We start from the raw sequence: 25113 nt of genomic DNA, 5'->3' as shown, positions 1-25113 counted from the left end.
TTTTATTTCGACAAATGTACCATTAGAACAGAGATATCTGAAGGCGAAACCCCCGAAATTCTACTTGCTTGACCTAAAGTACGCGGTTTTATTCTATTTAATTTTTCTCTAGCTTCTTTTGAAAGAGAATTTAAAATTGAGTAATCAAAATCTGGACGAATATTTCTGTCTTCCATTTTTTGCATTTTAGCAATTATTTCTTTTTCTTTTTCAAAGTAGCTTTCGTATTTAATTTTTATTTCTGCTTGCTCTATGGTTTCTTGGTCATAATTATTTAGAAATTGATTTAAATTATCACTAATACTTCTAAGATTATTTATTCCAACCTGTGGCCTGCCTAATAGATTAATATATTTTACACTTTGATTTATTTCTGCAGAACCTTGATTGGTTAGCATTTCATTTGCTTCTTGCATAGTAATGCTATGTTTCTTACAGAAATTTATAATTTCATCTGCTTCGCTCACTTTTCTCTGAACTCTTTCTAATCTTTCGTCAGTTATTAATCCTAATTCGTGCGCAATAGGGGATAGCCTGATATCTGCATTATCTTGTCGCAATAATAATCTATGTTCGGCTCTAGAAGTAAACATTCTATACGGCTCTTCTGTTCCTTTAGTTACAAGATCGTCTATTAATACGCCAATATAGCTTTCAGATCTTTTTAAAATTAATTCATGTTTATCATTAATTTTTTGATGAGCATTTATTCCTGCTATAAAACCTTGACTAGCGGCTTCCTCATATCCAGTAGTTCCATTTATTTGACCTGCAAAATATAAGTTTTGGATAAGTTTGGTTTCTAGTGTTAACGATAATTGTTGTGGTGGAAAGTAATCATATTCTATTGCATAACCAGGCCTAAACATTTTAACTTTTTCAAATCCTGGTATTAATTTTAAAGCTTCATATTGTATTTGTTCTGGAAGAGAAGTTGAAAATCCATTCACATAAATTTCACATGTATTCCATCCTTCTGGTTCTACAAAAATTTGGTGTCTATCTCTTTCTGCAAACCTGTTTATTTTATCTTCAATTGAAGGGCAGTACCTCGGGCCTAAACCTTTTATTCGGCCAGTGAACATTGGCGATTGTTCAAATCCTTCTTTTAGTTTTTCATGAACTTCATGGTTGGTATAAGTTATCCAACAGCATCTTTTTTCTGTAGGTAGTTCAACGTCGGTATATGAAAATTTTCCAGGATTTTCATCGCCCCATTGTTCTTCCATTTTAGAATAATCTAACGATCTTCCATCTACTCTAGGAGGGGTTCCAGTTTTCATTCTTCCTGCTTCAAAACCTAGTTCTACTAATTGCTCGGTTATTCCTGTTGCTGCTCTTTCTGCCGCTCTTCCTCCACCTAATTTTTTTTCACCAATATGGATAACGCCATTTAAAAAAGTACCATTAGTTAATATAACGCTCTTTGCATTTATTTCCATGCCAAGGGAAGTTTTCACGCCAGTAACCACATTATCTTTTACTATAACAGAGGAAACCATGTCCTGCCAAAAGTCTATGTTTTGTGTTTTTTCTAGGGCCAATCTCCAGGTTTCAGAAAACCTTTTTCTATCAATTTGTGCTCTCGGACTCCACATAGCGGGTCCTTTTGATAGGTTTAGCATTCTAAATTGAATGGTAGTTTTGTCCGAAATTATCCCCGAATAACCACCCATTGCGTCAATTTCTCTAACAATTTGACCTTTTGCTACGCCGCCCATCGCTGGGTTGCAACTCATTTGCGCTATGGTTTCCATGTTCATGGTTATGAGCAAAACTTTTGAGCCTAAATTGGCCGCTGCCGCTGCCGCCTCACAGCCCGCATGACCTGCGCCTACCACTATTACATCGTATGTATTAAACATTTTTATTTTTCCTTTCCACGTGGAACATTAATTTTTTATGCGATTTAAGGCCGTTAATTTGGCCCTGTATTGCGCTATATTGTTGTATATATTTGGCAGATATATTAGATTAATTTTCTTGTTTTTCTAATAAAAATATCCATCTTTCTTCTAGCTCTTGTAGCTTCTTTTTGCCAAGTTCTAGAGAATTAATTAATTCATTTAACTTTTCTAATTCTGCTGGAGGATTAGAAATTTCTGCTGTTATTTTTTCGTTTTCTAACCCAATTTTATTTATGCTTTCTTCAATTTCTTCTAACTCTTTTTTCTCAGCATATGTTAATTTTTGAGTTGTATTTTTTACTCTAGTGTCTGATTTTTGTCCAGCTTTTTCTTCTTCCAAAAGCTCATTTCTATATTCAGAATAGTTGCCATTAAAAATATTTACCTTGCCGTTTCCTTCTAAAATAAATAACTGATCACTCATTTTATCGAGTAAATATCTGTCGTGAGAAACAAGAATTAACACCCCTCCAAAATTTTCTAAAAAGTCTTCTAAAACATTTAAAGTGTCAATGTCTAAATCGTTAGTAGGCTCATCCAATATTAAAAAATTTGGATTCTGCATGAGTACCCTCATTAGTTGTAATCTCTTTTTTTCTCCTCCACTTAATCGCTCAACTAAGCCGTGTTGTTTCTTCGGTGGAAACAAAAATAAAGTAAGAAGGGCAGAAGCAGATATAGTTTGGCCATCCGCCATTTGTATAAATTCTGCTTGAGATTTTACAACATCTATTACTCTTTCTTTAGGGTCAAAATTTAATCCGCCTTGTTTGTAGTATCCATAAACGGTTGTTTCGCCAATGTCTACTGTACCAGAATCAGGGGCCAAATTATTCGTGATAATATTTAATAAGGTCGATTTTCCTGTCCCATTTTTACCCGCAAGTCCAATTCTATCGCCCTTTTTAAAAGTGTACGAAAAGTTATTAAGGATGTTTTTTCCTTCAAATGATTTCGATACCCCATTAAGCTCTAAAATTTTGCTACCCTGTCTGCTCATCTTTACATTTAATGTAACCTTTTGATTGTCAGACCTTTGCTTGGTTTTGTCCTCTAAATCATAAAACGCGTCAATCCTAGATTTAGATTTAGTTGTTCTTGCTGCAGGCATTCTGCGCATCCATTCTAATTCCTTTTTAAGAAGATTCTTGTTTTTTTGAAATACAGCATCGTCAATGGCTTCTCTTTCAGCTTTCTTCTCTAAATAATAAGCGTAATTACCTTTGTAATTAAATACTTTTCCTTTGTCTAATTCAATTATTTGATTACAAACGTTGTCTAAAAAATATCTATCGTGGGTTACTAATAATATGGTTTTGTTTCCTGTAGTAAGTAGTTTTTCTAACCATTCTATTGTGTCAATATCTAGGTGATTGGTTGGCTCATCTAAAATATACATATCAGGATCTTCAATTAACAATTTTGCTAATGCTAACCTTTTTTTCTGTCCACCAGATAGTGTGCTAATCTTTTGTTGTAAATGTTCAATTCCCATTCTACTAAGAATGGTTTTTATTTGATGCTCGTATTCCCAAGCATCGTTTTCTGTTAAGGCGGTATATAAATTGCCTAATTTAGTTTCATCTGGATGTTCAGATTCAATTAATTCTTCATATTCTCTAATAAGCTGTTGCTTCATATTGTCCATGGAGAATATGAAGTCGCTAATAGTAGAGCCTTCTTCAAATTTTGGATCTTGGTCTAGTATGCCAATTCTAGTGTCTTTATTTTTAACAATTTTACCCTCTAAAGGTTCAAATTTGCCAGCTAATAATTTCAATAAGGTGCTTTTTCCTGCACCATTTATTCCAACTAGCGCAACTCTTTCACCTGATTGTATGCCTACCGTTAAATTTTTAAATAACCATTCGTTATGGTAAGAATGCCCGACATTCTCTGCCGCTATTAAAGTGCTCAAGGATATATTTTTTAGATTGTTATAACGTGCAAAAATACGTATTTAATCTTTTCCTATTGAAATCTCTCTGTAAACCTTTTAAGGGGCTTAAAACGGGGAGAGATTAATTAAACATAATTTAACTAAAAAACCCCTTATGTCATCCAACATAAGGGGTTTATAACTAAACTAAACTAAAACTAAACTAAATATGGTTCTCTTAAATGTATTATTTTCCTAAATTTTGTAAATCGTTCTCATCTAAAATTGAAGCGTATCTTGTATTTTTTGAACTGAATGAGATAGATTCAGAATCAAATTTGTTTAAATTAATGCTTGCTAAATTTTGAACGCTAGATCTATAGTTTAAAGACGATCCTTCTAAGTATAGAACTGAATTTCCATTCATTTTTGTAGACAATTCAATTGTATTTAAATTTAAAGCGGCTTTTGAGTTGTTTTTTAAGTTAATATCTAAGCCTAAAGCACTTATTTTACCAATATTGCTGATACTCGCATCGTCTGAAGCAGTAATTTTTGAAAGTTTTTTAAAATTTACTACTACGGTTAAAGTTTCGTCATCATAAGAACTGATGTTTAAAACGCCATCTTTAGTTTGTACTAAAGCATTGTTTTCGTAATAATTATTGTAAACCTGTACTTTTTCTTCGTTAGACTGCACTAAAATGATTTCAACATTTCCAGAAACATTTAGGGCGTTAAAATTTTTTACTTCTTTTAATACAGTTACTTTATTTGATGCAGATGCAGTTGTTAAAGTTAAAGCTGTTAGAGCAATTGCGATGATTGATTTTATAGAAGTTTTCATATTGTTATTTTTAATATTTTTTTGTGATTGTTTGTATATATGACCATGAAAACAATAAAAGGTTTCATTGAAAATCAGGGTATTATACCATCCAAATAGGTTTATCGACGAACAGCCATTTTTTTTAGACGAAAAAAATTGATTGTCGACGAATGCCTATTAGAATATTAAAAAACGAATGTTCGCTTATAAGAAATGAGATAATTCAGAAAGACTTTGGTCTTCTGCTTGGGTCATTAAAGCTTTGTCTTTTGGTGATTTATCTAAATGACCCATTAAATGCAATGCGCCATGAATCATAACTCTATGTAGTTCTGTTTCGGGTTGAATAGAAAGTTTATCCGCATTGTCTTTTATTCTATCTATGCTGATAAATATATCCCCAAATATATGGTTTGTATTAGAAATGGGATTATTGTCAAATGTAATTACATCAGTGTAAGTATCATGATTTAGATACTGCTGATTCATTTTTAAAAGATATTCATCTGAGCATATTATATAATTTAAGTCTTTTATTGCATAGCCTTTGTTTGTGGCAATATGCGTTATCCAGGCCCTTAATTTTGCTTTATGCTTAACTATATAGTCGGTTTCTTCTGAAAAGAAGTGGATTTTTGATGAAGACATTTTGTAGTTGTTTTTAAAACTATTTAATAAGAGTTATCTTTTTTGAAATAAAATCCCCCAAATTTAAGTGTATTTTTTCAATTAGGTTATCTGCAGGTTACCTTGGCGTTGATAATTCTATTGTAAATTAAATAAAACGATGTTTTGGAGAAAGGCTATCTATGTCTCATTTATTTCAACAATAGATGAGTGAGCGGGGACAGATTTATAGGGCTAAAAAGCTTATTTGTGAAAAAAAGAGCAAAAAAAAACCCCGAAATCTCGGGGTTTTGCACTGATTAAAAATAATTATAATACTTGTACTTGAACGGCATTTAATCCTTTTCTGCCGTTTTCTACTGCATAAGTTACTTTATCATTTTCTCTGATTTCATCAATTAAACCAGTTTGGTGTACGAAAATGTCTTCACCACCATCTGCTGGTACGATAAAACCAAATCCTTTTGTTGCGTTGTAAAACTTTACTGTTCCTTCTAACATTGTAAATAAAAATTAAGACTGCAAGTTACAATAATATATTGATATTCAGTTTTTTTATTTTAAAATATTATAGCTTTTAAGATTAATAGCGCTAAAAATAATTTAAAATTATTTACGCCCAATTAAATAAATTTCCACTTCCGAAGCATGAGGCCTCCCTAAAGTAGTCCCAGGGATTACTTTAAAGAGATTTTTTATATAAACATCAGCAATTCCCTGTAGGAGTTTTTTCCTAGAAGCTTCAGCATCTTTTAATACACCATAAACTTTATTAATTTTTATATTTCCTCGCTCATCAATAATTGCTGTAAACAAATAATCAAACTTTTTATAAGACTTATTTATGGTGATTTTATATTTAGGCTCCATGTATAAGCTGGAGTGATTTTTCCCGTCAACTTTGCTCACTTTATTTTCAACAGACGCAGAAACTGTATTTACTTTTGGTATAAATTGTACAATGTTGCGTGCAGCAAATGGAACTTTCTCGCCTGTTTTTGGGTCTAATTTCTGAATAAGTTCATTTATAAAAAGGGTATCTTTTTTGGTAGGCTTTTGTAAAGCAATGGGGTTGGTTTTTAGTTTATTAAAAATATAGTCTCTAGAGTAAAAAGTCATGTTTACATCAGATAAATAGCCTTGCTTTACTTCGTTATTTCTTACTTCTAATCGTTGAAAGACCAAACTATCTTGATGTATTGATTTAACCCTGAAAAACTCAAAAACCATGTTAAATACGTTATCGTGGTCGTGTAAAATCGGGAAGGTATGCCACCTTGCTCTTTCAGAACTAAATGCCATAACAGAGTCGTTTGACTGAAAGTTTAATATCCATAACGGCTCTAATTGAAACCCCGAAGTGTCAAACGACAAACCATTGCTAAAACGGCGTTTAACTTCAAAGTATTCTTTGTTTTTGATGGTTGTAAAATCGGGTACTGCTATTGTGTCTTCTTTCCGGTCGCTATTATTCTCTGAACAGCTTATTAAAAAAAGACTAATAAAAATTGTAGCAAAAAATGGAATTCGTTTTAACTTCATCTTAATTTTTCTTTAATAGGATAACGTTTGCAACTTTTCGTTCGCCTTCATGATCCCATTTTTTATTATCTGAAGGATAATTTACTACCCCATTTTCCTGATTATTATTTAACCAAAGGGTAGTAGAACCGCCGCCGTCTAAGTTTAAAGCATCTTCAGAACCCAACCATTTCATTAATAAAGTTAGCTCGTTTAAGCTCATTCCAGCACTATTTTCGTGTCTGCCATCAACAGTTAAAAGGATTACGTTCCCATTTTTTTTAACACCAACGACTGTTCTTGGGTGTCTTGCTGTAGTAAATGAGCTCTTATCTAATGCTTCAACTGAGTTTTTATAGATTAATAGCGGTCCCGAAACCATAATGTCACTTTCTTTTAATTCCTCTTCCCAAGTCAAAGTATTATCCCATTTTTTTATAGCAAGTCTTCCTTTATCAATAGTTATGGCCGCCTGCTGATGCCTTGCGCGTTGATTATTATCTAATTTATTTGAATTTATAAGTTGACCATTTGCTCGAATATAGTCAACAGAACCTCCATTTTTTATATCGAAAAATGTCCCATTTATAGCTAAAAGCGCATTGTTTTTTATTCCAAATTCACTGGTTTTATATAAAGTGCCTGAATCTGCGCCTAAACTCAGTTTAACCTTTTTTCCTTTGTTTTTAATTTCTACAAAACTTATGTATTGGTTGGCATTAAACAAGGAATTATTACTAAAATGATAGGTTTTTAAACGAGTATGGGGTGCAATTTTTTGAGTTTTCCATTTTGCATTAACTATATTAAGCGAGTCTATAGATTGAGCAACAGCTAATCCAACAAAAAACAGTAGAATATTAAACGTTAAGACAAGTTTTTTCATTTTTTTAAAATATCTGCTAAAGATAACTTTACAAGAATAAATTTTATAAATGATTAATATTAATTATTAAAAAACTATGATTTTAAGCTATAATTGTAATTCAATAACGATATAGTTTATGTGGATAAAGTATAAGTATCCGTTGTTTTTTATGTTGTCTTCAATTTTTTTGATGACTTCCTGTTCAAAAACACTTTATGTTTCTAAAAATTTAAAGCAAATGATTGAAAAATCAGACACTTTAAATAAATATCAAGCGGGTTTTGCACTATATGACCCTCAAATGGGTAAATATATTTACACTAAGGATTTACATAAATATTATACGCCCGCCAGCAATACAAAGCTTTATACTTTTTATGCGAGTTTAAAAATGCTCCCTGAATTTATTCCTGCTTTAAAATATGTTAAAAGAGAAGATTCACTCATTTTTTGGGGTACAGGAGATCCTTCATTTTTGCAAGGAAAATTAAAAGGGAAGGAAGCTTTTAATTTTTTGAAAGAGGCGCCTGAGAAATTATTCTTTTCGCCAACACGTTATACAAGTTCGTTTTATGGAGCAGGATGGCAATGGGATGACTATAATGATTATTATCAGCCAGAGATAACTGAATTACCATTGATGGACAATATGGTGACGGTAAGAAATGTGAACAGTAAGATTCAAATTCAACCTAAAATATTTGCAAAAGATTTTATGGCTGATTCATCGAATAAAAGGCCATTTAAAATCGTAAGGGATTTTGATCAAAATATTTTTAATTATCCAAGCGATCCCTCAGCCCCAATTTCTCCAAATTTCACTCAACAAATCCCTTATAAGACGAGCACTGTTACAACGCTAAATATATTACAAGACACTTTAAATAAAGAGGTAGGCATTATTAATTTACCGCTACCTAAAGAGGCAAAAGCCCTAAAAGGGATGTCCAGGGATAGTATTTTAAAAGAAATGATGTTGCCTAGTGATAATTTTATAGCCGAACATTTATTGTTGCTCTGCGCAGATCAATTGGGAACAGAATTAAATACAGCTAAAGCGATAGATTATGCACTAAAAAACTATTTAAATGATTTACCAGATAAACCTATTTGGGTAGATGGGTCTGGATTAAGTCGTTATAACTTGTTTACGCCGGCTGATAATATTCATATTTTAAAAAAAATTATGGAGTTATACCCTAATGTGGATGAGCTGTTTGCTTTACTTCCGGCAGGAGGATATAGCGGAACATTAAAAAATGCTTATCCTGCAACAAAAAACCCTTGGGTATTTGGTAAAACCGGGACAGTTTCTAATACACATAATCAGAGCGGATATATTAAAACAAAAAGTGGCAAAATATTACTTTATTCCTTTATGAATAATAATTTTGTGCTACCAACATCTGAAATTCGAAAGCAGATGGGTAAGATCGTAACCTACATACATGAAAAATATTAAAATTCTCATTTTTGTTGTCCTGGCTTATTTGCCATTTCAAATATTTGCCCAAGATTTAATTGTTTATAACAGTAAATATTTATCTAAACCAGATTCAACTTTGGTGTTTATGCCTAAAGGAAAATCAAAGGCAGATCAATTACCGTTGGTGTTTATGCTGCATGGGTATAGCGGAACTTATAAACAATGGGACGCTATTTCAAATGCACAAAATTATGCCAATGAGTATGGTTTTATTGTGGTTTTGCCTGATGGATTGTATAATTCATGGTATTTAAATAGTCCATTATTAGAGAAAAGTCAGTACGAAAAATTTTTTATTGAAGAGTTATTTCAAGACATCATTGCAAAATATACACCTAACCAAAATAATATATTTATAACTGGATTGAGTATGGGCGGACATGGCGCATTAAGTATATTTTTGAACAATTTGGATAAATTTAAAAGTGGCGGAAGTACTAGTGGCGCGGTAGATTTAAGAACTTTAGGTAGTAAATACGGTATTGATGTTTTACTTGGGAAAAACGCTTCAGAAGAATTATTGAATTCTTTTTCTGTTATAGAAAATGTAAAAAAATTAGCTGGAACAGATAGGACATTCATTTTTGACTGCGGTACAGAAGACCAGTTTTATAAAATGAACAATGAACTTAAGATGCTGTGTGACCAATTAAAGATAAAAGCAACGTATATTAGTCAGCCAGGAGGTCATAATAGAGCTTATTGGGCAAAATCTATTAGGCAACAAATGAACTTCTTTAAAACGCTTATTTAAGCATCTATAATCCATTTAAAATGAAAAAAGTATTATTAGTAGTTATCGCTTTATTTTTTGTCCAATTTTCGTTTGCTCAAAAATTAACCGTTTATATTGTAAGACATGCCGAAAAAGACATGTCGAATACTACATTAAAAGATCCAGAATTATCGTTTGAGGGAAAGCAAAGAGCTTTAGAATTAAATCGTATTTTGAAGGGCAAAGGCATAAATGACATTTTTAGCACCAATTATATTAGAACAAGAAATACAGCTGGTCCATTAAGAGATTATAGAGGGTTGCCTTTACATTTATACGATGCTACTAAACCTGCAGATTTGGTTAAAACCATTAAAACGGAATATGACGGTAAAACCTTATTAATAGTAGGCCATTCTAATACAGTTTTAGAACTTATCGAAGCTTTTGGGGGTAAAAAACCTTTTGAAGAAATTCCTGAAACGGTTTATGATAATTTATTTAAGCTAACTATAAATGGCGATAAAATATCGGTGAGCACTTCTAAATACGGTAAAAAATCGATTGAAGAAAATTAGAGTTTTTCGAAAGGAATATCCATTAAGGGATAATTTTTCCAACCGATAAAATCAAAATGCCACCACTCATTTTCTAAGACCTTAAAACCATTACTTTCCATAATTTGAATCAGCGTAGTCCTGTTTTTTCGGGCTATGGCTGATACAGGTTCATAATCTGCGGCCGCAGCAGCTTTAAAACTGTCGTAAGGCGTAGGCATAATCAATTCTTTGCCTGTTTTTAAGTCAATTAAGGTTAAATCTATAGCGCATCCTCTATTGTGCTTTGAGCCAAATTTTGGGTCAGCTACAAAATTTTTGTCCTTACTTTCATTGTAGAAGGCTATAGTGATGCTATAAGGCCTGTAGGCATCAAATATTTTTAGTCCTAATCCTTTTTCTTTTAGCTTTTTTTGGATTATTAGGAGTCTTTCTGCAACAGGTTTTCTGGCAAATGCTCTAGCCTGCTTATACATCTCTCTTCCCATAAAGTTGTCCTTAGTGGCATATTTTATATCAAGAACAAGGTCTGGTATAAACTTTTTTAAATCTACTAAGGTTGTATTTGGATTCGTTTTTATAGATTTTAAATAGATTTCAGGCCCTTCAACATACAAGCCATACGGATTTTGAGAGGTTTGAAACCCAAATAAAATTAGAGAAGCAGTTAAACTTAAAAAAAGGCCTATTTTTCTCATCTTGAGGACACCATTAATAGTTCTAAATCTTTAAATGGCAAATTGTAAAGTGATGCAATATCTTTATTAGTTATATGTCCTTGATAGATATATAATGCATCTCTTATTCCTGCATTATTCCACACCACATTGTTTAATCCACCCATTTCACCAATGTCTAATAAGATAGGACAAAAGATGTTAGTAAGAGCATAAGATGCGGTTCTTGGGACTCTTGAAGCAATATTTGGCACGCAATAATGAATCACATCATATTTTCTAAATACAGGATGGGTATGATTTGTGATTTCGGAGGTTTCGAAACACCCACCTTGATCAATACTGACATCAATAACTACAGAGTTAGATTTCATTTTGCTTACTGTTTCTTCAGAAACAACACAAGGGCTTCTGCCGTGTTCTGCTCTAATGGCGCCTATAACAACGTCGCAACGTGTAATAGCTTTTTGCATTACGATGGGCTGCATTACGGAAGTAAAAATGCGGCTATTTCCTAAATTATTTTGAAGTCTGCGTAATCTAAAAATAGAATTGTCAAATACTTTAACTTCTGCACCTAAAGCCAAGGCGGTTCTAGCGGCATATTCCCCTACTGTGCCTGCCCCCAAGATAACAACTTCTGTAGGCGGCACACCCGTAAATCCACCCAACATAAGACCTTTGCCTCCGGTTACATTACTAAGGTATTCTGCAGCAATTAAAATAGATGTTGAACCAACAATTTCACCCATGGCCCTAACAACACTTAAAACATTTCCTTCGTCGCGTAGATTTTCGAAGCACAAAGCATTAACTTTTTTCTTCATTAACGCTTTTAAGTAAACATCCTTCATGGTACTAAATTGTACCGAAGAAATTAGCGTTTGCTTGGCATGAAGTAATTCTATTTCTTCTAAAGTAGGTGGAGCGATTTTAACTATCACATCGCTCTGAAATACTTCTTTTTTATCAAATGATATAATGGCGCCTTGTTCAGAATAATCTTGATCTGTGAAATTTGCGCCAATTCCAGCTTCTGATTCTATTATAATCTTATGACCATTATGTATTAACAATCCTACGGATAAAGGGGTTAAAGCTATTCTATTTTCTTGAAAGGAGATCTCTTTTGGAATGCCAATTGTTAAGCTGTTCTTTTTTCGTTGCACTTCTAACAACGACTCTTGTGGCTGCATTAAACCTTTTTGTGCTATTGCAGCTATTCCATCGCGTAAACCTTTTGACATGACTTAGAATATTTTAGTTATATGAAGTTAAGCATAAAAAATATAACCGATGTTTTTTGAAGAGAAATACCTTTAAGATGAGGTTTTTATAAACTCAAATGTTCTTGAATGTTCGCCAGTAATTGTAATTTTTACCTCAACATAGGTGTCGGGGAGCAACGGTTTAACTTTTTCTGCCCATTCAACAAAACAAATACCTTCTCCAAAAAAGTATTCTTCATAACCTATATCGTATGCTTCATTTAAGTTTTTAATCCTATAAAAATCGAAATGATAAATTGGCCCTTTATCTCCAAGATATTCGTTTACAATAGAAAATGTGGGGCTGCTAACTACATCTAATACACCTAATAAATCGCATACAGATTTAATAAAAGTTGTTTTTCCTGCGCCCATTTGCCCTTCTATAACAAAAAAAGATGCTTCTGGAGCAAATTCAATTAATTTCTTCGCTACCTCTGGTAGTTCGCTTGGGTTTTGAATGTTTAATTTCAATTTATTTATTTGAATAAGTTACAACTGGGATAAGCATTTCTTCTAAACTAATTCCTCCATGTTGGAAAGTATCATTATAATAATTAGCAAATTGATTGAAATTGTTTTGATACACGAAATACTTATCTTCTTTAGCAAAAATATAATTTGAACTGATGTTAATTTTCGGAAGATGAGCTTCATGTGGATTCTTTATTAAAAAAACTTCTTTCGAATTAAAGTTCAAATTTCTGCCCTGTTTATATCTTAAATTGGTGTTTGTAGATCTATCCCCAATTACTTTACTCGGACTTTTAACCCTGATGGTTCCATGGTCGGTCGTTAAAATTACTTTAACTTTTTTCTGCGCTAACTTTTTAAGTAAATCTAAAAGAGGAGAATGCTCAAACCACGACAAGGTTAATGACCTGTATGCAGCGTCGTCATTAGCCAGTTCCTTTATCATTTGCATATCAGTTCTAGCGTGACTCAGCATATCAACAAAATTATAGACTAATGCGTTAAAATTGTTTTGCATAAGGTTGTTAAACTGATCACAAATTTCTTTTCCTTGATCGAAGGTTAGGATTTTATGATAGCTAAACCTACATTCCTTTTTCAGTGTTCTTTTTATTTGTTCCGATAGAAAAAACTCCTCATGTAAATTTTTACCACCTTCATCATCATCATTTTGCCAGTGTTTTGGATACTTTTTTTCCATTTCTAAAGGCATTAATCCTGAAAAAATAGAATTTCTAGCATATTGGGTTGCTGTAGGTAAAATGCTAGTATAAGTGTCTTCTTCTTCCAATTTAAAGTACTCCAACATTAAGGGATGAATAACTTTCCATTGGTCGTATCGTAAATTGTCAATTAAAATAAAAAATACAGGCGTTTGGTTATTGATTAATGGAAACACTTTTTTGCGCAAAAGCTGATCAGAAAACAATGGAATATCTGAAGTAGATTTATCCATCCAATGCATATAGTGCTCTTCAATAAATTTTGAAAACTGCGCATTGGCTTCTGCTTTTTGCATGGTTAATATTTCATGCATTTGTGGGTCGTCTAATTTTTCTAATTCTAGCTCCCAAAAAATCAACTTTTTATAAACCTCAACCCACTCATTATAATTTAGATTATTGTTAAGTGTGACGCCTAATTTCCTGAAATCTTGTTGATAAGCCATCGAGGTTTTTTCGCCTACTAATCGCTTGTTATCAATTAACTTTTTTATGGTTAATAATACCTGTTTCGGATTTACAGGTTTAATTAAATAATCATCAATCTTGGAACCTATTGCGTCCTCCATTAAATTTTCTTCTTCACTTTTAGTGATTAAAACAACAGGGATATCGGAACGAATATTTTTTATAGCAGAAAGCGTTTCAATGCCACCCATTCCAGGCATATTTTCATCAAGAAAAACAAGATCAAAATTATCCTTACTAAACGCTTCTAACGCATCGTTACCATTTGTGAATGTGGTTACGGCATATCCTTTTTCATTTAGTAATAATATATGTGGTTTCAACAAATCTATTTCGTCGTCGGCCCAAAGTATTCTCGTTTCTTGCATTTTTTAATAGCTAATTATTTTAAACAACCGCTAAGTTTTTTTGTGTGAATAAAAATAACAATTTTTGTACTACTCACTTATCTTATTATTGTGAATAAAAAGAAAATTATAAACGATCCGGTTTATGGTTTCATAACCATACCAACAGAACTAATCTATGATTTAGTTTCCCACCCTTATTTTCAACGCCTAAGATACATTAAACAACTAGGAATGTCTCATTTAGTTTACCCGGGGGCTATTCATACTAGATTTCATCATGCTTTAGGCGCTATGCACTTAATGGGGTTGGCATTGGATGTTTTAAAGAGTAAGGGGATTGCCATTACGGCCGAAGAAGAAGAGGCAGCTCAAATAGCTATTTTATTACATGATATTGGGCATGGACCGTTTAGCCATGCGTTAGAACACACCTTGGTAGAAGGTATTCATCACGAGGCTATTTCTAATCAAATGATGAGAGATTTAAACGCACAGTTTAAAGGGGCTTTAAATACAGCAATAGAAATTTTTGAAGGTAAACACCCTAAGAAATTTTTGCAACAATTAATATGCGGACAACTCGATTTGGATAGGTTAGATTATTTAAATAGAGACAGTTATTTTACTGGGGTAAGCGAAGGTGTTGTGAGTTTTGACCGAATAATTAAAATGTTTAATGTTTTTGAAGGTCAGTTGGTTATAGAAGAAAAGGGGATATATTCTGTTGAGAATTTTTTGATATCGCGCCGTTTAATGTATTGGCAGGTTTATTTGCACAAAACAAGTACTTCTGCTGAAGAATTAATGGTTAAAATCTTAGAGAGAGCAAAATTTATTGCATTGAGTGGCGAAGAAATATTTGGCTCACCTGCGCTTCTTCATTTCTTAAAGGAAGAAGTAACGCCAGAGCAATTTTTCACCAATCCAAATCATTTATATCAATTCTCGCAATTAGACGATCAGGATATTCATGCTGCGGTTAAAGTATGGGCATCACATTCCGATAAAATTTTATCTATGCTTTGTAAGATGATTATTTCTAGGAATTTATACAAAGTAGAAATGACCAATACAAAGCCAGATGCTCAGCGTATAGAGCAATTAAAACACAATATTGCGTCTGCTTTTGGAATTACTATTGAAGATGCAGATTATTTTGTTTTTTCTAATAAAATCACCAATAGAGCTTATAATGGCGATGTGGGAAATATTTTTGTTTTGAAAAAGAACAATGAAACTTTAGATATTGCAAAAGCATCTGATTTAAATAATTTACAGTCGTTAGATAAAGCAGTAACTAAGCATGTTCTATATTATGCAAAGGTATAATTGAGGTTATTCTGAAGCTAATTTTTGCATCATAGAAACGAATTTTTTATTGGAATAATCTGCCGCCCCTGTCCCTCTATAAACAATTCTGTTTTGTTTATCAATTACGACAGTTGTAGGCAGTGTTCCGTCGAAAATATAGTCAGGGATTGATGAGGTTATATTATAAACCGGAAGATCCATTTTGCGCTTAGCTAGAAAATTTTCGGCTTTGCGCAACTTATTATCAGCATCGATGGTAATAAAAACAATATTTTCATTGGATTTAAATTGGTCGTACAATTTTTGGATATAAGGCATTTCTGCAATACATGGCGGACACCAGGTGGCCCAAAAATTAATAAAAATCACTTTCCCTTTTTGAGACTCTAAATTAAAATTTTGTCCTTTCGAATTTCTATAAGTAATAGCTTCTGAGAGCACTAAAGGTTGTTCAATGGGTTGTTTTGGCGATAATATACCGATATTAATTAATGCCGTTAAAACCAAAGCTTTTGCTGATGGAACAAAAAGCATCAATCCTGCGAAAACAATTAATAATACATTGATAATATTTCCCCATTTTTTATTCTTTTTATTTTCCATATCAGCTTTAAAATGATTTTAGGTCAAATTTAACATTAATAAGACACAAAGTTGGTCACATAATAGACACAATAACAGCAGTTTATTGCGTATCTTTGCAAAATTAATGGAATATCAAGTTCATACTTTTTTAAATGGAATAAGGCTTTTATTTGTCCCTAGTGCTTCTGCAATTTCTCATGCTTGTTTCTTGGTTAAGGCAGGAAGTAGACATGAAAGACCCGAAGATTTAGGTGTAGCTCATTTTATTGAGCATATGCTTTTTAAAAAGACAAAAAAGAGAAATACGAATCAAATTCTAAACAGATTAGAAAGTGTAGGAGCAGATTTAAATGCTTATACCACAAAAGAATATACTTGTTTGCACGCGTCTTTTTTAAAGCCGTTTTTAGATAGGACATTAGAGTTATTTCAAGATGTTTCCTTTAATTCTGTATTCCCTGAAGATGAAATTATTAAAGAAAAGGGTGTTGTTTTAGACGAATTGGCATCTTATCAGGACCAACCGGAAGAAGCAATTTATGATGATTTTGAAGATTTATTGTTTAGTAATCATCCGCTTGGGCATAATATTTTAGGTACAATAAACTCTGTAAAGGCATTTAAAAAAGAGAATTTAGAGCGTTTTATAAAGGAAAATTATAGAACCAATGAAATGATTATTGCTGTATCGGGCAACTATTCATTTAAAAGAGTAGTGGCGATTGCCGATAAATATTACGGCAGTTTACCCGCAAATGAAGGCATAAGACATATACCACAAAAACATACATCAGAAAGCACCAATATTTTATCATTAAAGCCAATTTCTCAGGCACACATTGTTTTGGGCACTTCGGCTTATGATATTTACGATAATAAAAAACCAGGACTTTTATTGTTGAACAATATGTTGGGTGGAAATAGCATGAGCTCTATTTTAAACCTGGAAATAAGGGAAAAGCACGGTATAGCTTATACAATAGAATCTGCTTATTCGCCGCTTAGTGATACAGGGTTATTTACCGTTTACTTTGGTACAGAGCGCGAAAAAGTAGATAAAGCCTTAAAATTAATTTATAAAGAGTTTAAAAAACTTAAAAGTCAAAAACTATCTGAAGTACAGCTTAAGAAGGCTAAAAGAAAATTTATTGGTCAAATTGCCTTAGGCGAAGAAAACAGAATGGGGTTATTAGTTTCTATGGCAAAAAGCTTAATGGATCATGATGTAATTGATTCATTAGAAGAAGTTTTTAAGAAAATAGAAGCGGTTTCTAATATAGAGTTGTTAGAAATTGCAAATGAAATTTTGGATGAAGATCGTCAAACTAGGCTTATCTTTTCTCCTATTGATTAACATTTTTGTATTTTTGTAAGTCGTAAATGGCTTCTTTAAATCCAATTATTTAACACATAAAATGAAATTACCTATTGTAGCATACGGTGATCCGGTATTAAAAAAGAAATGTTCTGATATTGATAAAGATTATCCAAATCTTTCTCAAATAATTGAGAACATGTATGAGACAATGTATAATGCAAGTGGTGTTGGTCTTGCTGCTCCACAAGTTGGTTTACCAATTAGACTATTTGTAGTAGATACACAGGGTTTTGAAGATGAAAAGCCATTTAAAAAGACTTTAATTAATGCTCAAATTCTTGAGGAAAAAGGTGAAGAATGGGCTTTTAACGAAGGATGTTTAAGTATTCCAGACATTCGTGAAGATGTTTGGAGAAAGCCTAATGTTCTAATTCGTTATTTTGACGAAAACTGGAAACTTCATGAAGAAGAAATTACTGGGATGGCTGCGCGTGTGATTCAGCACGAATACGACCATATTGAAGGTAAATTGTTTACAGATAGATTGCCTTTGTTGCGTAAAACGATGTTAAAAAGCAAATTGGACTCTATTTCTAAAGGCAAGGTGAATACAGATTATAAAATGAAATTCCCAGCGATTAACAAGAAAAGAAGCTAAATTCTATTAATTTTCCTTCCTGTTTTTATCTCCATTCATTATAGATTGGATTAATTTGCCCCAAGCAAACGGATTTAATAGCGGATTGGTTTGGACCATGTTTTTGTTTACCGCCCTATTATGCTCAAATCGGTTATTCATATTGGCGATTTCGCCAGCATCTAAAGGCAACGTTAAACTGGCATTTCTGAGGTTTTGAGGTAATAGGTTTTTACGTGCAATTTCCAAATCATCATCCGCAATTTTCATGTTTAAAAAATTGTGAGTGAATTCTTCTACCGTTGCCCACGGATAAACTCTAACCGCTTGAATAACATATATTTCTGATTTCATTTTTATCATTAATGTATGCTTATTGTCGGTATTGTTTTCTGGAACAACAGCGGTTTGGGGTTTGTATCCAATCGCAGTAAACGTTAATGTATCTCCAGGTTTTGCAATAAAAGAAAAATAACCTTGATAATTTGCAGAATAAACAAGTTTATTGCCACTATTTGAAATAGTTACATAGGGAACAACGTTATTGCTGTCGGCATCATGAATAATGCCTGAAACCTGAATCAAATTACTTTGAATTCGGTTTACTTGACCAAACACGTTTAAACCAATTGTTAATAAAGCTAATACGATTATATATCTCATTACTAAATTAAGTCTCTATGTTGAAATGCATCAACTATAGTTACAAAACTACTTCTAAAAGGCCTATAGAATAGTTAAATTGTGTTAAACTATGACGGGTCTGTTAAATTTACAGCTATTACAGAATTAATTTCTGGAACAGCTTTTTTTATGGCTTCTTCAATACCTGCTTTCATAGTCATATAGCTCATTTTGCAAGCGCCACAATTTCCTAGCAAACGTAATTTCACCACATTATCTGAGGTAATCTCTTCAATAGCCACATCGCCACCATCGGCCTTTAAATAAGGTCTAATTGTATCTAAAGCGTTTTCAACTGCTACAGTGAGGTTCATTTTATTTTTAATTATTTATTAAATATACAAATATTTTAAGTTATTCCCCAGCATTTCTAATGGCCACTTGTTGAGCCACTTTTCCTGCGATGTCTAAAAATGCTTTTCCTTGAATAGAATCTGGCATTAATGCTACCGGATTTCCTTTGTCGCCACCTTCTGTGATGGTCTCCATTAATGGGATTTCTCCTAAAAATGGCACATTAAAGGTTTCAGCAAGCTTTTTACCTCCGTCTTTTCCAAATATATAATATTTATTTTCTGGTAATTCTGGTGGGGTAAAATAAGACATGTTTTCTACAACACCTAGGATAGGAACATTCATTCCTGGCATTTGAAACATTAATAACCCTTTTCTCGTATCTGCTAATGCAATTTCTTGTGGAGTTGTAACAATAACTGCACCTGCAATTGGATAACCCTGAGTAATAGTAATATGGATATCTCCCGTTCCTGGAGGTAAATCCACAATTAAATAATCTAATGCACCCCAATCGGCATCATTAAACAATTGTTTTATTGCGCTAGAAGCCATGGGGCCTCTCCACGGAACTGGTTGATTTGGATCTGCAAAAAAGCCAAGAGACAAAACCTTTACGCCATATTTTTCGGGAGGTAAAATTACTACTTTACCATTTTCTAACTCCTTGGCACCTGGTTTTTCATCTTGAAGATCGAACATCATTGGAATGGATGGCCCATATATGTCGGCATCTAAAATTCCAACTTTAGCGCCATTTGAAGCTAAACTTACAGCTAAATTTCCCGCTACAGTCGATTTTCCTACCCCTCCTTTTCCAGAAGAAACTAAGATTATATTTTTAATTTCAGCCAAATTTGACTGATTTAAAGATTGAGTTACTTTCGCAGTAACTTGAATGTTAATATTTGCGTCGGCATCAACAAAATGTTTTACAGCATTTATACAGGCATTTTTAAGCATATCTTTCATTGGACATGCAGGTGTGGTAAGTTCCAGTGTGAAATTAATTTCACGACCATTTATTACCAAATCTTTGATCATATTTAAAGAAACCAAATCTTTCTTTAAATCTGGATCTTCAACGTTGCTTAAAGCACTTAAAACTTGTTCTGATGTTATGTTCATTTCCCCAAAATTAACAAAACTAAAGGATTTAATAGATTGGTTATTGGGTTTTTGAGTAATTTTAACACGAAACTAACATTTAACTGTTAAGTTTAAAGAATTTATTGAATATGCGTTTTAGAAATATAGAGATACCGCCAAAGTATATAAAAATTTTTGCCTGGATTGTAGGTGGCGTTTTCGCCCTATTCTTTATTGCCGCAATAGTGGTTTATTTTAAAAGAGAGGCATTATTAAAGGCGGCGTTAAATAAGGGCATTTCAAAAGCAAAAAATGAATATGGGTTAAATGTTACCATTAAAAAGGCAGGATTTTCTGGACTATCTACTGTTAACTTTCAAGAAATAACTGTTGTGCCTTTTGAGAGAGATACGCTAAGTTCTATAAAAAGGTTAAGTGTTGGTGTTAAGCTGTTTCCTTTATTATTTGGTAATGTGAAGTTGTCTGAAATTAATTTGGAAAACGGACTTTTAAATGTTGTATTTAGAGATAGCACTTCAAATCTTGATTTTTTAAAACGTAAAAAAGCAAAGACTAATTCAAACAAGAAAGTTGAATTGAGCGATTTAGCGCATAATTTTATGAATCAAATTTTATATAAAATCCCCGACGACATGGAGATTAAAAATTTGGTTTTTAAGTTAAATGATAACGATTCGGCCCATGTTAAACTAAATTTAGTTTCTGCAATCATAGATAACGGGGAGCTGAACTCAACTATACTTGTGAATGATAATTATGCTAAATGGCATTTAAATGGCGACTTAGACCCAGGAAGTCAGAAATTAGAAATTAAACTTTTTGCAGATAATAAAGCGGTTGAATTACCCTATATAAACAACAAATTTAACGGTACTTTTAGTTTCGATACGGTTTATACCAAGCTAGAGAAGGCTAGGTATAAAAGTGGAGATTATGTTATTTCGGGGTCTTGGGCAATTAAAAATCTAAAAATTAATCAACAGAAACTCACAACAAAGGATATAATTTTTCCAGACACCAAAATTGAAGCAGATGTTTTTGTGGGGCCTAATTATATTGGATTAGATAGTACCTCAAAAATCATTGTTAATAAGGCTGTTTTTACACCATTTATTAAATACACTTTAAATCCGAGCAAAATTTATGAGTTTAAATTTCGAATTGATGAACAGCCTGCTCAAGAGATTATTAATTCATTTCCTGTTGGGTTGTTTGAATCGGTAGATGGGATGCAGGTTCAAGGCAATATAAAATATAATCTGGAATTTCTTCTGGATGAAAAAATGCCTGATAGCGTTAAATTTATTTCAACCATAACACCTGTTAATTTTAAAATTTTAAAGTGGGGAAAAACAGATCTTCAATACCTTAATAGCAATTTTATTTATACGCCTTTTGAGTTCGGAAAGCCTATGAGAAGCATAATGATTGGGCCAATGAACCCAAATTATGTGCCGATAGGTGAAATTTCAGACAATTTTAAAAATGCCATATTAACTTCAGAAGACCCTTCATTTTTTAGACACAACGGTTTTGTTGAAGAGGCTATAAGAACATCGATTGCGGTTAATTTTAAAGAGAAAAAATTTAAAAGAGGAGGAAGTACGATTTCAATGCAGCTTGTGAAAAATGCATTTTTAAGCAGACACAAAGCATTGTCGCGTAAAGCCGAAGAAATTTTAATTGTTTGGTTAATAGAATACAACAAATTAGTCTCTAAACAAAGAATGTTGGAGGTTTACTTAAATATTATTGAAATGGGTTATAATGTCTATGGCATAGGGGAAGCATCGCGACATTATTTTGGTAAATCACCAGCTGAATTAACCCAAGGAGAAGGCATATTTTTAGCGAGCATCGTTCCTAAACCTAAAGCCTCACTGTATAAATTTAATAGCGATGGATCATTAAAACCTTATATGTTAGGTTATTTTAATTCTATTGGAAATTTAATGTCGAGGAGAGGTTTTACATCTGCAGATTCCACTGGGTATGGGTTTTATTCTGTTAGACTTAAAGAAGGATTACGCTATTTATTACCTAAAGATAGTGCCGCTATAGACACTTTGGCAACTGAAGATGAAGAGGGTTTGCTGCCCTTATTAATGCAAGATAATTCCAAAAAGCTATTCGATAAATTATTTCCATCTACCAACGATACGCTTAAAAAACAACCCGCTACAGCAGATACAACAAAGACTAGGAAACAAATTAGACAAGAACGTAGGCAGGAGCGAAAAGGCGGAGGCTAAAAATTTAAAATATAAATTATGAATACCATACAAATTGAGGATAAAAACTTCGAATTAATGATAGAATCGGATCCAATTAAAAAAAGGATTCTTTTGTTGGCCATACAAATTGGTGTAGATTATGAAGATAAATGCCCAATATTTATTGGTGTATTAAATGGTAGCTTTTTGTTTATTGGCGACTTAATGAAGGATATTACTATTGGCTGTGAAATAGAATTTGTAAAAGTTTCTTCTTATGAAGGCGATCAGTCTACAGGAAATGTAAAACAATTAATAGGGCTTCCAAAGAATATTAAGGGAAGGGATATTATATTGGTAGAAGACATAGTTGATACGGGCAAAACGTTAAACTTTTTAATACAAGTAATAGAAAAGGAGCAACCAAAATCTATTAATATTTGTACACTTCTTCATAAACCTAATGCAACCGTAACGTCTGTGCCAGTGTTAAAATATGTTGGTTTTGAAATCCCTAATGATTTTGTTGTAGGTTATGGGTTAGATTACAAGGGCTTAGGGAGAAATATACAAGGTATTTATAGGGCAATTGGAAAAACAGAATAATTCTCATCTTTCATAAATTTTTAAGAACTTTACGGGTTAATAATATTACACATGACAATTCACAAAGAGGGATATACCACCATCGCATTAACAGTCTTATTTATTTTTATTTTAAACGCATTTATTGATTATAAATTCGGAGACTTAGCGGTGTTGCGCTGGATATTTTATGTTCTTACTTTTGCTTTGTTTGTTATTGTTTTACAATTTTTTAGAAACCCTAAAAGAGAATTTAATAGAAACGATGCAGCGGTGATAAGTCCTGCTGATGGAAAAGTTGTTGTAATTGAAGAAACTGAAGAAGGCGAATATTTTAAAGACAAAAGATTACAAGTTTCTATTTTTATGTCGCCTATAAATGTTCATATCAATAGATATCCTGTATCTGGAACGGTTAAATTTTTTAAATATCATCCTGGAAAATATTTGGCTGCTTGGAACCCAAAATCGTCTACAGAAAATGAGAGAACTACTACTGTAGTTGAAACGGCAAATGGAACACCTGTTTTATTTAGACAAATTGCAGGGGCATTGGCCAGAAGAATTGTTTGGTATGTGAAAGAAGACGATAAAGCTACTCAGACCCAAGAATTTGGATTTATAAAATTTGGATCTAGAGTAGATTTATTTTTCCCAATCGGGACAAAAGTAAAAGTAGAATTAGGACAAGTTGTAAAAGGCGGAATCACTGAAATAGCCGATTTAGTTTAAAAACTAAATCAGCTCTTTTAACGCGATTTCAAAAGCCTTTTCAGAAATGCCTGTCCATTTATCTGTTGTACTTCTAACGCGCTCTAGCGCGGTCTTAATAGTCTTAGAGGCGTCATTAAATACTGCTTCGTCAGACATGTCGACGTGGTTGCCCATTAAATAAGCAAATACCCTAGCCATTCCACAATTAGAAATAAAATCTGGTATAACTGCTAAATTTTTATCGGCATACTCCATAATTGGACCAAAGAAAATTTCAGGATCTGCGAATGGAACGTTTGCGCCACAAGCAATAACCTCTAATCCATTGGCAACCATTTGATCAACTTCGTGATTTTGAACTAATCTAGAAGCTGCGGCAGGAATAAATATTTCTGCTTTAGTATTCCAAATTTCCTTATTTATCTCTTCAAACGACATTAAGTTGTCTGCTACTAATGTGTTGTTCGATCTATTATTAAATAAGACAGTAATTTCTTCAAAGCTATATCCTTCTGTATTGATTACTCCACCAACACGGTCTATAATTCCTACAATTTTAGCGCCATTTTGTGCTAAGAAATACGCGGCAGCAGCGCCCACATTTCCCCATCCTTGAATAATTGCGCGTTTGCCTGATATATTACTTCCCCATAAATTATAGAAGTGCTTTACAGATTCGGCTACGCCATAACCCGTAATCATATCGGCAATTCTATATTTTTTGTCTACATCTGGCGAAAATTTTTCGTTTTCAATAATTTTTGAAACGCCATATCTTAACTGACCAATTTGTTGAATTCTTTCATTCTCACGCGCCTGAAAGTGCCCATTAATTACCCCTTCTTGAGGATGCCAAACTCCTTGGTTTTCTGTGAAAGGAATAACTTCATGAATTTCATCAACATTTAAGTCTCCACCTGTACCATAATAATGTTTAAGCAATGGAGTTACAGCTTTAAACCAACGTTTTAGTACTTCTTTTTTTCTAGGGTCTGCTGGGTCAAAATTAATCCCCGATTTTGCGCCACCAATATTCGGTCCAGAAACGGTAAATTTCACTTCCATTGTTTTGGCCAATGATTCTACCTCTCTTTTATCTAATCCTTTACGCATTCTTGTGCCGCCACCTGCTGCTCCACCTCTCAAAGAATTTATTACTACCCATCCTTCTGCTTCTGATTCCTTGTCTTTCCATTCAAAAACAATTTCAGGGCGTTTTTCTTCGTATTTTTTCAGTAAATCTTTCATTATTTAAAGTTTGGTTACATATAAACAAAAAAACCTCCCCAACTTGCATTGAGAAGGCTAATATTT

At 32.8% G+C, this 25113-nt stretch carries 25 protein-coding genes; 9 read left to right on the top strand and 16 right to left on the bottom strand.

The genetic code is table 11. The features are described from left to right. Positions 1 to 2: 2 nt before the first annotated feature. From mnmG to VRU49_RS03335, 7 genes are all read right to left on the bottom strand, one after another. A complete protein-coding gene (gene mnmG, locus VRU49_RS03365; RefSeq protein WP_431311594.1) occupies positions 3 to 1865 on the bottom strand; it encodes a tRNA uridine-5-carboxymethylaminomethyl(34) synthesis enzyme MnmG in 1863 nt (620 codons plus the stop codon). A gap of 109 nt (positions 1866 to 1974) precedes the next feature. Next, entirely contained in the window at positions 1975 to 3825 is a 1851-nt protein-coding gene (locus VRU49_RS03360; protein WP_330145367.1) for an ABC-F family ATP-binding cassette domain-containing protein, read from the bottom strand. A gap of 208 nt (positions 3826 to 4033) precedes the next feature. Continuing rightward, complete coding sequence (locus VRU49_RS03355; protein ID WP_330145366.1) at positions 4034 to 4633, bottom strand: GIN domain-containing protein; 600 nt, start codon at positions 4631 to 4633, stop codon at positions 4034 to 4036. 186 nt (positions 4634 to 4819) lie between these two features. After that, a complete protein-coding gene (gene ybeY, locus VRU49_RS03350) occupies positions 4820 to 5263 on the bottom strand; it encodes an rRNA maturation RNase YbeY (protein ID WP_330145365.1) in 444 nt (147 codons plus the stop codon). A gap of 288 nt (positions 5264 to 5551) precedes the next feature. After that, positions 5552 to 5743 (bottom strand): cold-shock protein, encoded by a 192-nt coding sequence (locus VRU49_RS03345; RefSeq protein ID WP_330145364.1) that lies wholly within the window; start codon positions 5741 to 5743, stop codon positions 5552 to 5554. 108 nt (positions 5744 to 5851) lie between these two features. After that, complete coding sequence (locus VRU49_RS03340; protein ID WP_330145363.1) at positions 5852 to 6784, bottom strand: hypothetical protein; 933 nt, start codon at positions 6782 to 6784, stop codon at positions 5852 to 5854. 1 nt (position 6785) lies between these two features. Then, positions 6786 to 7649 carry a phosphodiester glycosidase family protein gene (locus VRU49_RS03335; RefSeq protein ID WP_330145362.1) on the bottom strand — a complete coding sequence of 288 codons (864 nt, stop codon included), beginning with the start codon at positions 7647 to 7649 and terminating at the stop codon, positions 6786 to 6788. A 118-nt stretch (positions 7650 to 7767) separates the two neighbouring features. Here VRU49_RS03335 and VRU49_RS03330 point away from each other — a divergent pair, with 118 nt between their 5' ends. Genes VRU49_RS03330 through VRU49_RS03320 form a run of 3 tightly spaced genes read left to right on the top strand, consistent with a single transcriptional unit; the run spans position 7768 to position 10410 of the window. Then, entirely contained in the window at positions 7768 to 9093 is a 1326-nt protein-coding gene (locus tag VRU49_RS03330) for a D-alanyl-D-alanine carboxypeptidase (RefSeq protein WP_330145361.1), read from the top strand. Beyond that, the gene (locus VRU49_RS03325; protein ID WP_330145360.1) at positions 9080 to 9871 is read left to right on the top strand and encodes an alpha/beta hydrolase; all 792 of its coding nucleotides are present in this window, start codon (positions 9080 to 9082) and stop codon (positions 9869 to 9871) included. The genes VRU49_RS03330 and VRU49_RS03325 overlap by 14 nt, the downstream gene beginning before the upstream one ends. Positions 9872 to 9891: 20 nt before the next feature. Then, on the top strand, positions 9892 to 10410 hold the full coding sequence (locus tag VRU49_RS03320; protein WP_330145359.1) for a SixA phosphatase family protein: 519 nt from the start codon (positions 9892 to 9894) through the stop codon (positions 10408 to 10410). On the opposite strand, the gene VRU49_RS03315 is transcribed toward VRU49_RS03320, so the two are convergent. The 4 genes from VRU49_RS03315 to porX all read right to left on the bottom strand — a co-directional run bounded on the left by VRU49_RS03315 (position 10407) and on the right by porX (position 14366). Continuing rightward, on the bottom strand, positions 10407 to 11087 hold the full coding sequence (locus VRU49_RS03315; protein ID WP_330145358.1) for a M15 family metallopeptidase: 681 nt from the start codon (positions 11085 to 11087) through the stop codon (positions 10407 to 10409). The genes VRU49_RS03320 and VRU49_RS03315 overlap by 4 nt on opposite strands. Continuing rightward, a complete protein-coding gene (locus VRU49_RS03310; RefSeq protein ID WP_330145357.1) occupies positions 11084 to 12313 on the bottom strand; it encodes an alanine dehydrogenase in 1230 nt (409 codons plus the stop codon). Before VRU49_RS03310 ends, VRU49_RS03315 begins: the two co-directional genes overlap by 4 nt. Before the next feature lie 72 nt (positions 12314 to 12385). Then, on the bottom strand, positions 12386 to 12808 hold the full coding sequence (gene tsaE, locus VRU49_RS03305; protein WP_330145356.1) for a tRNA (adenosine(37)-N6)-threonylcarbamoyltransferase complex ATPase subunit type 1 TsaE: 423 nt from the start codon (positions 12806 to 12808) through the stop codon (positions 12386 to 12388). A 1-nt stretch (position 12809) separates the two neighbouring features. After that, a complete protein-coding gene (gene porX, locus VRU49_RS03300) occupies positions 12810 to 14366 on the bottom strand; it encodes a T9SS response regulator signal transducer PorX (protein ID WP_330145355.1) in 1557 nt (518 codons plus the stop codon). A gap of 90 nt (positions 14367 to 14456) precedes the next feature. On the opposite strand from porX, the gene VRU49_RS03295 reads away from it, so the two are divergent. Then, the gene (locus VRU49_RS03295; RefSeq protein ID WP_330145354.1) at positions 14457 to 15677 is read left to right on the top strand and encodes an HD domain-containing protein; all 1221 of its coding nucleotides are present in this window, start codon (positions 14457 to 14459) and stop codon (positions 15675 to 15677) included. A 6-nt stretch (positions 15678 to 15683) separates the two neighbouring features. On the opposite strand, the gene VRU49_RS03290 is transcribed toward VRU49_RS03295, so the two are convergent. Then, positions 15684 to 16262 carry a TlpA family protein disulfide reductase gene (locus VRU49_RS03290; RefSeq protein WP_330145353.1) on the bottom strand — a complete coding sequence of 193 codons (579 nt, stop codon included), beginning with the start codon at positions 16260 to 16262 and terminating at the stop codon, positions 15684 to 15686. A 106-nt stretch (positions 16263 to 16368) separates the two neighbouring features. On the opposite strand from VRU49_RS03290, the gene VRU49_RS03285 reads away from it, so the two are divergent. Both VRU49_RS03285 and def read left to right on the top strand, forming a co-directional pair. Further along, positions 16369 to 17598: a M16 family metallopeptidase gene (locus tag VRU49_RS03285; protein ID WP_330145352.1), complete on the top strand. Its 1230-nt coding sequence runs from the start codon at positions 16369 to 16371 to the stop codon at positions 17596 to 17598. Between the two features lie 61 nt (positions 17599 to 17659). Continuing rightward, positions 17660 to 18220, top strand: coding sequence for a peptide deformylase (gene def, locus VRU49_RS03280; RefSeq protein WP_330145351.1), 561 nt, complete (start codon positions 17660 to 17662; stop codon positions 18218 to 18220). Between the two features lie 6 nt (positions 18221 to 18226). On the opposite strand, the gene VRU49_RS03275 is transcribed toward def, so the two are convergent. The 3 genes from VRU49_RS03275 to VRU49_RS03265 form a co-directional block, all read right to left on the bottom strand. Then, complete coding sequence (locus VRU49_RS03275; protein WP_330145350.1) at positions 18227 to 18862, bottom strand: carboxypeptidase-like regulatory domain-containing protein; 636 nt, start codon at positions 18860 to 18862, stop codon at positions 18227 to 18229. 89 nt (positions 18863 to 18951) lie between these two features. Next, positions 18952 to 19197, bottom strand: coding sequence for a NifU family protein (locus tag VRU49_RS03270; RefSeq protein WP_330145349.1), 246 nt, complete (start codon positions 19195 to 19197; stop codon positions 18952 to 18954). Between the two features lie 40 nt (positions 19198 to 19237). After that, a complete protein-coding gene (locus VRU49_RS03265) occupies positions 19238 to 20305 on the bottom strand; it encodes an Mrp/NBP35 family ATP-binding protein (RefSeq protein WP_330145348.1) in 1068 nt (355 codons plus the stop codon). Positions 20306 to 20415: 110 nt separating this feature from the next. Here VRU49_RS03265 and VRU49_RS03260 point away from each other — a divergent pair, with 110 nt between their 5' ends. The 3 genes from VRU49_RS03260 to VRU49_RS03250 are packed head-to-tail and all read left to right on the top strand — an operon-like array spanning position 20416 to position 23817. Then, positions 20416 to 22539 (top strand): biosynthetic peptidoglycan transglycosylase, encoded by a 2124-nt coding sequence (locus VRU49_RS03260; protein WP_330145347.1) that lies wholly within the window; start codon positions 20416 to 20418, stop codon positions 22537 to 22539. A gap of 18 nt (positions 22540 to 22557) precedes the next feature. After that, positions 22558 to 23106, top strand: coding sequence for a hypoxanthine phosphoribosyltransferase (hpt, locus tag VRU49_RS03255; protein WP_330145346.1), 549 nt, complete (start codon positions 22558 to 22560; stop codon positions 23104 to 23106). A gap of 51 nt (positions 23107 to 23157) precedes the next feature. Continuing rightward, positions 23158 to 23817 (top strand): phosphatidylserine decarboxylase family protein, encoded by a 660-nt coding sequence (locus tag VRU49_RS03250; protein WP_330145345.1) that lies wholly within the window; start codon positions 23158 to 23160, stop codon positions 23815 to 23817. Between the two features lie 3 nt (positions 23818 to 23820). Here VRU49_RS03250 and VRU49_RS03245 read toward each other — a convergent pair whose 3' ends face one another. Continuing rightward, on the bottom strand, positions 23821 to 25047 hold the full coding sequence (locus tag VRU49_RS03245) for a Glu/Leu/Phe/Val dehydrogenase dimerization domain-containing protein (protein WP_330145344.1): 1227 nt from the start codon (positions 25045 to 25047) through the stop codon (positions 23821 to 23823). Positions 25048 to 25113: the final 66 nt, after the last annotated feature.

It is taken from the genome of Pedobacter flavus, from assembly GCF_036324285.1.
GTDB classification, from domain to species: Bacteria; Bacteroidota; Bacteroidia; order Sphingobacteriales; family Sphingobacteriaceae; genus Pedobacter; species Pedobacter flavus.
The sequence above is the reverse complement of the archived record's forward strand: the minus strand, read 5'-3'. Positions and strand labels throughout refer to the sequence as shown.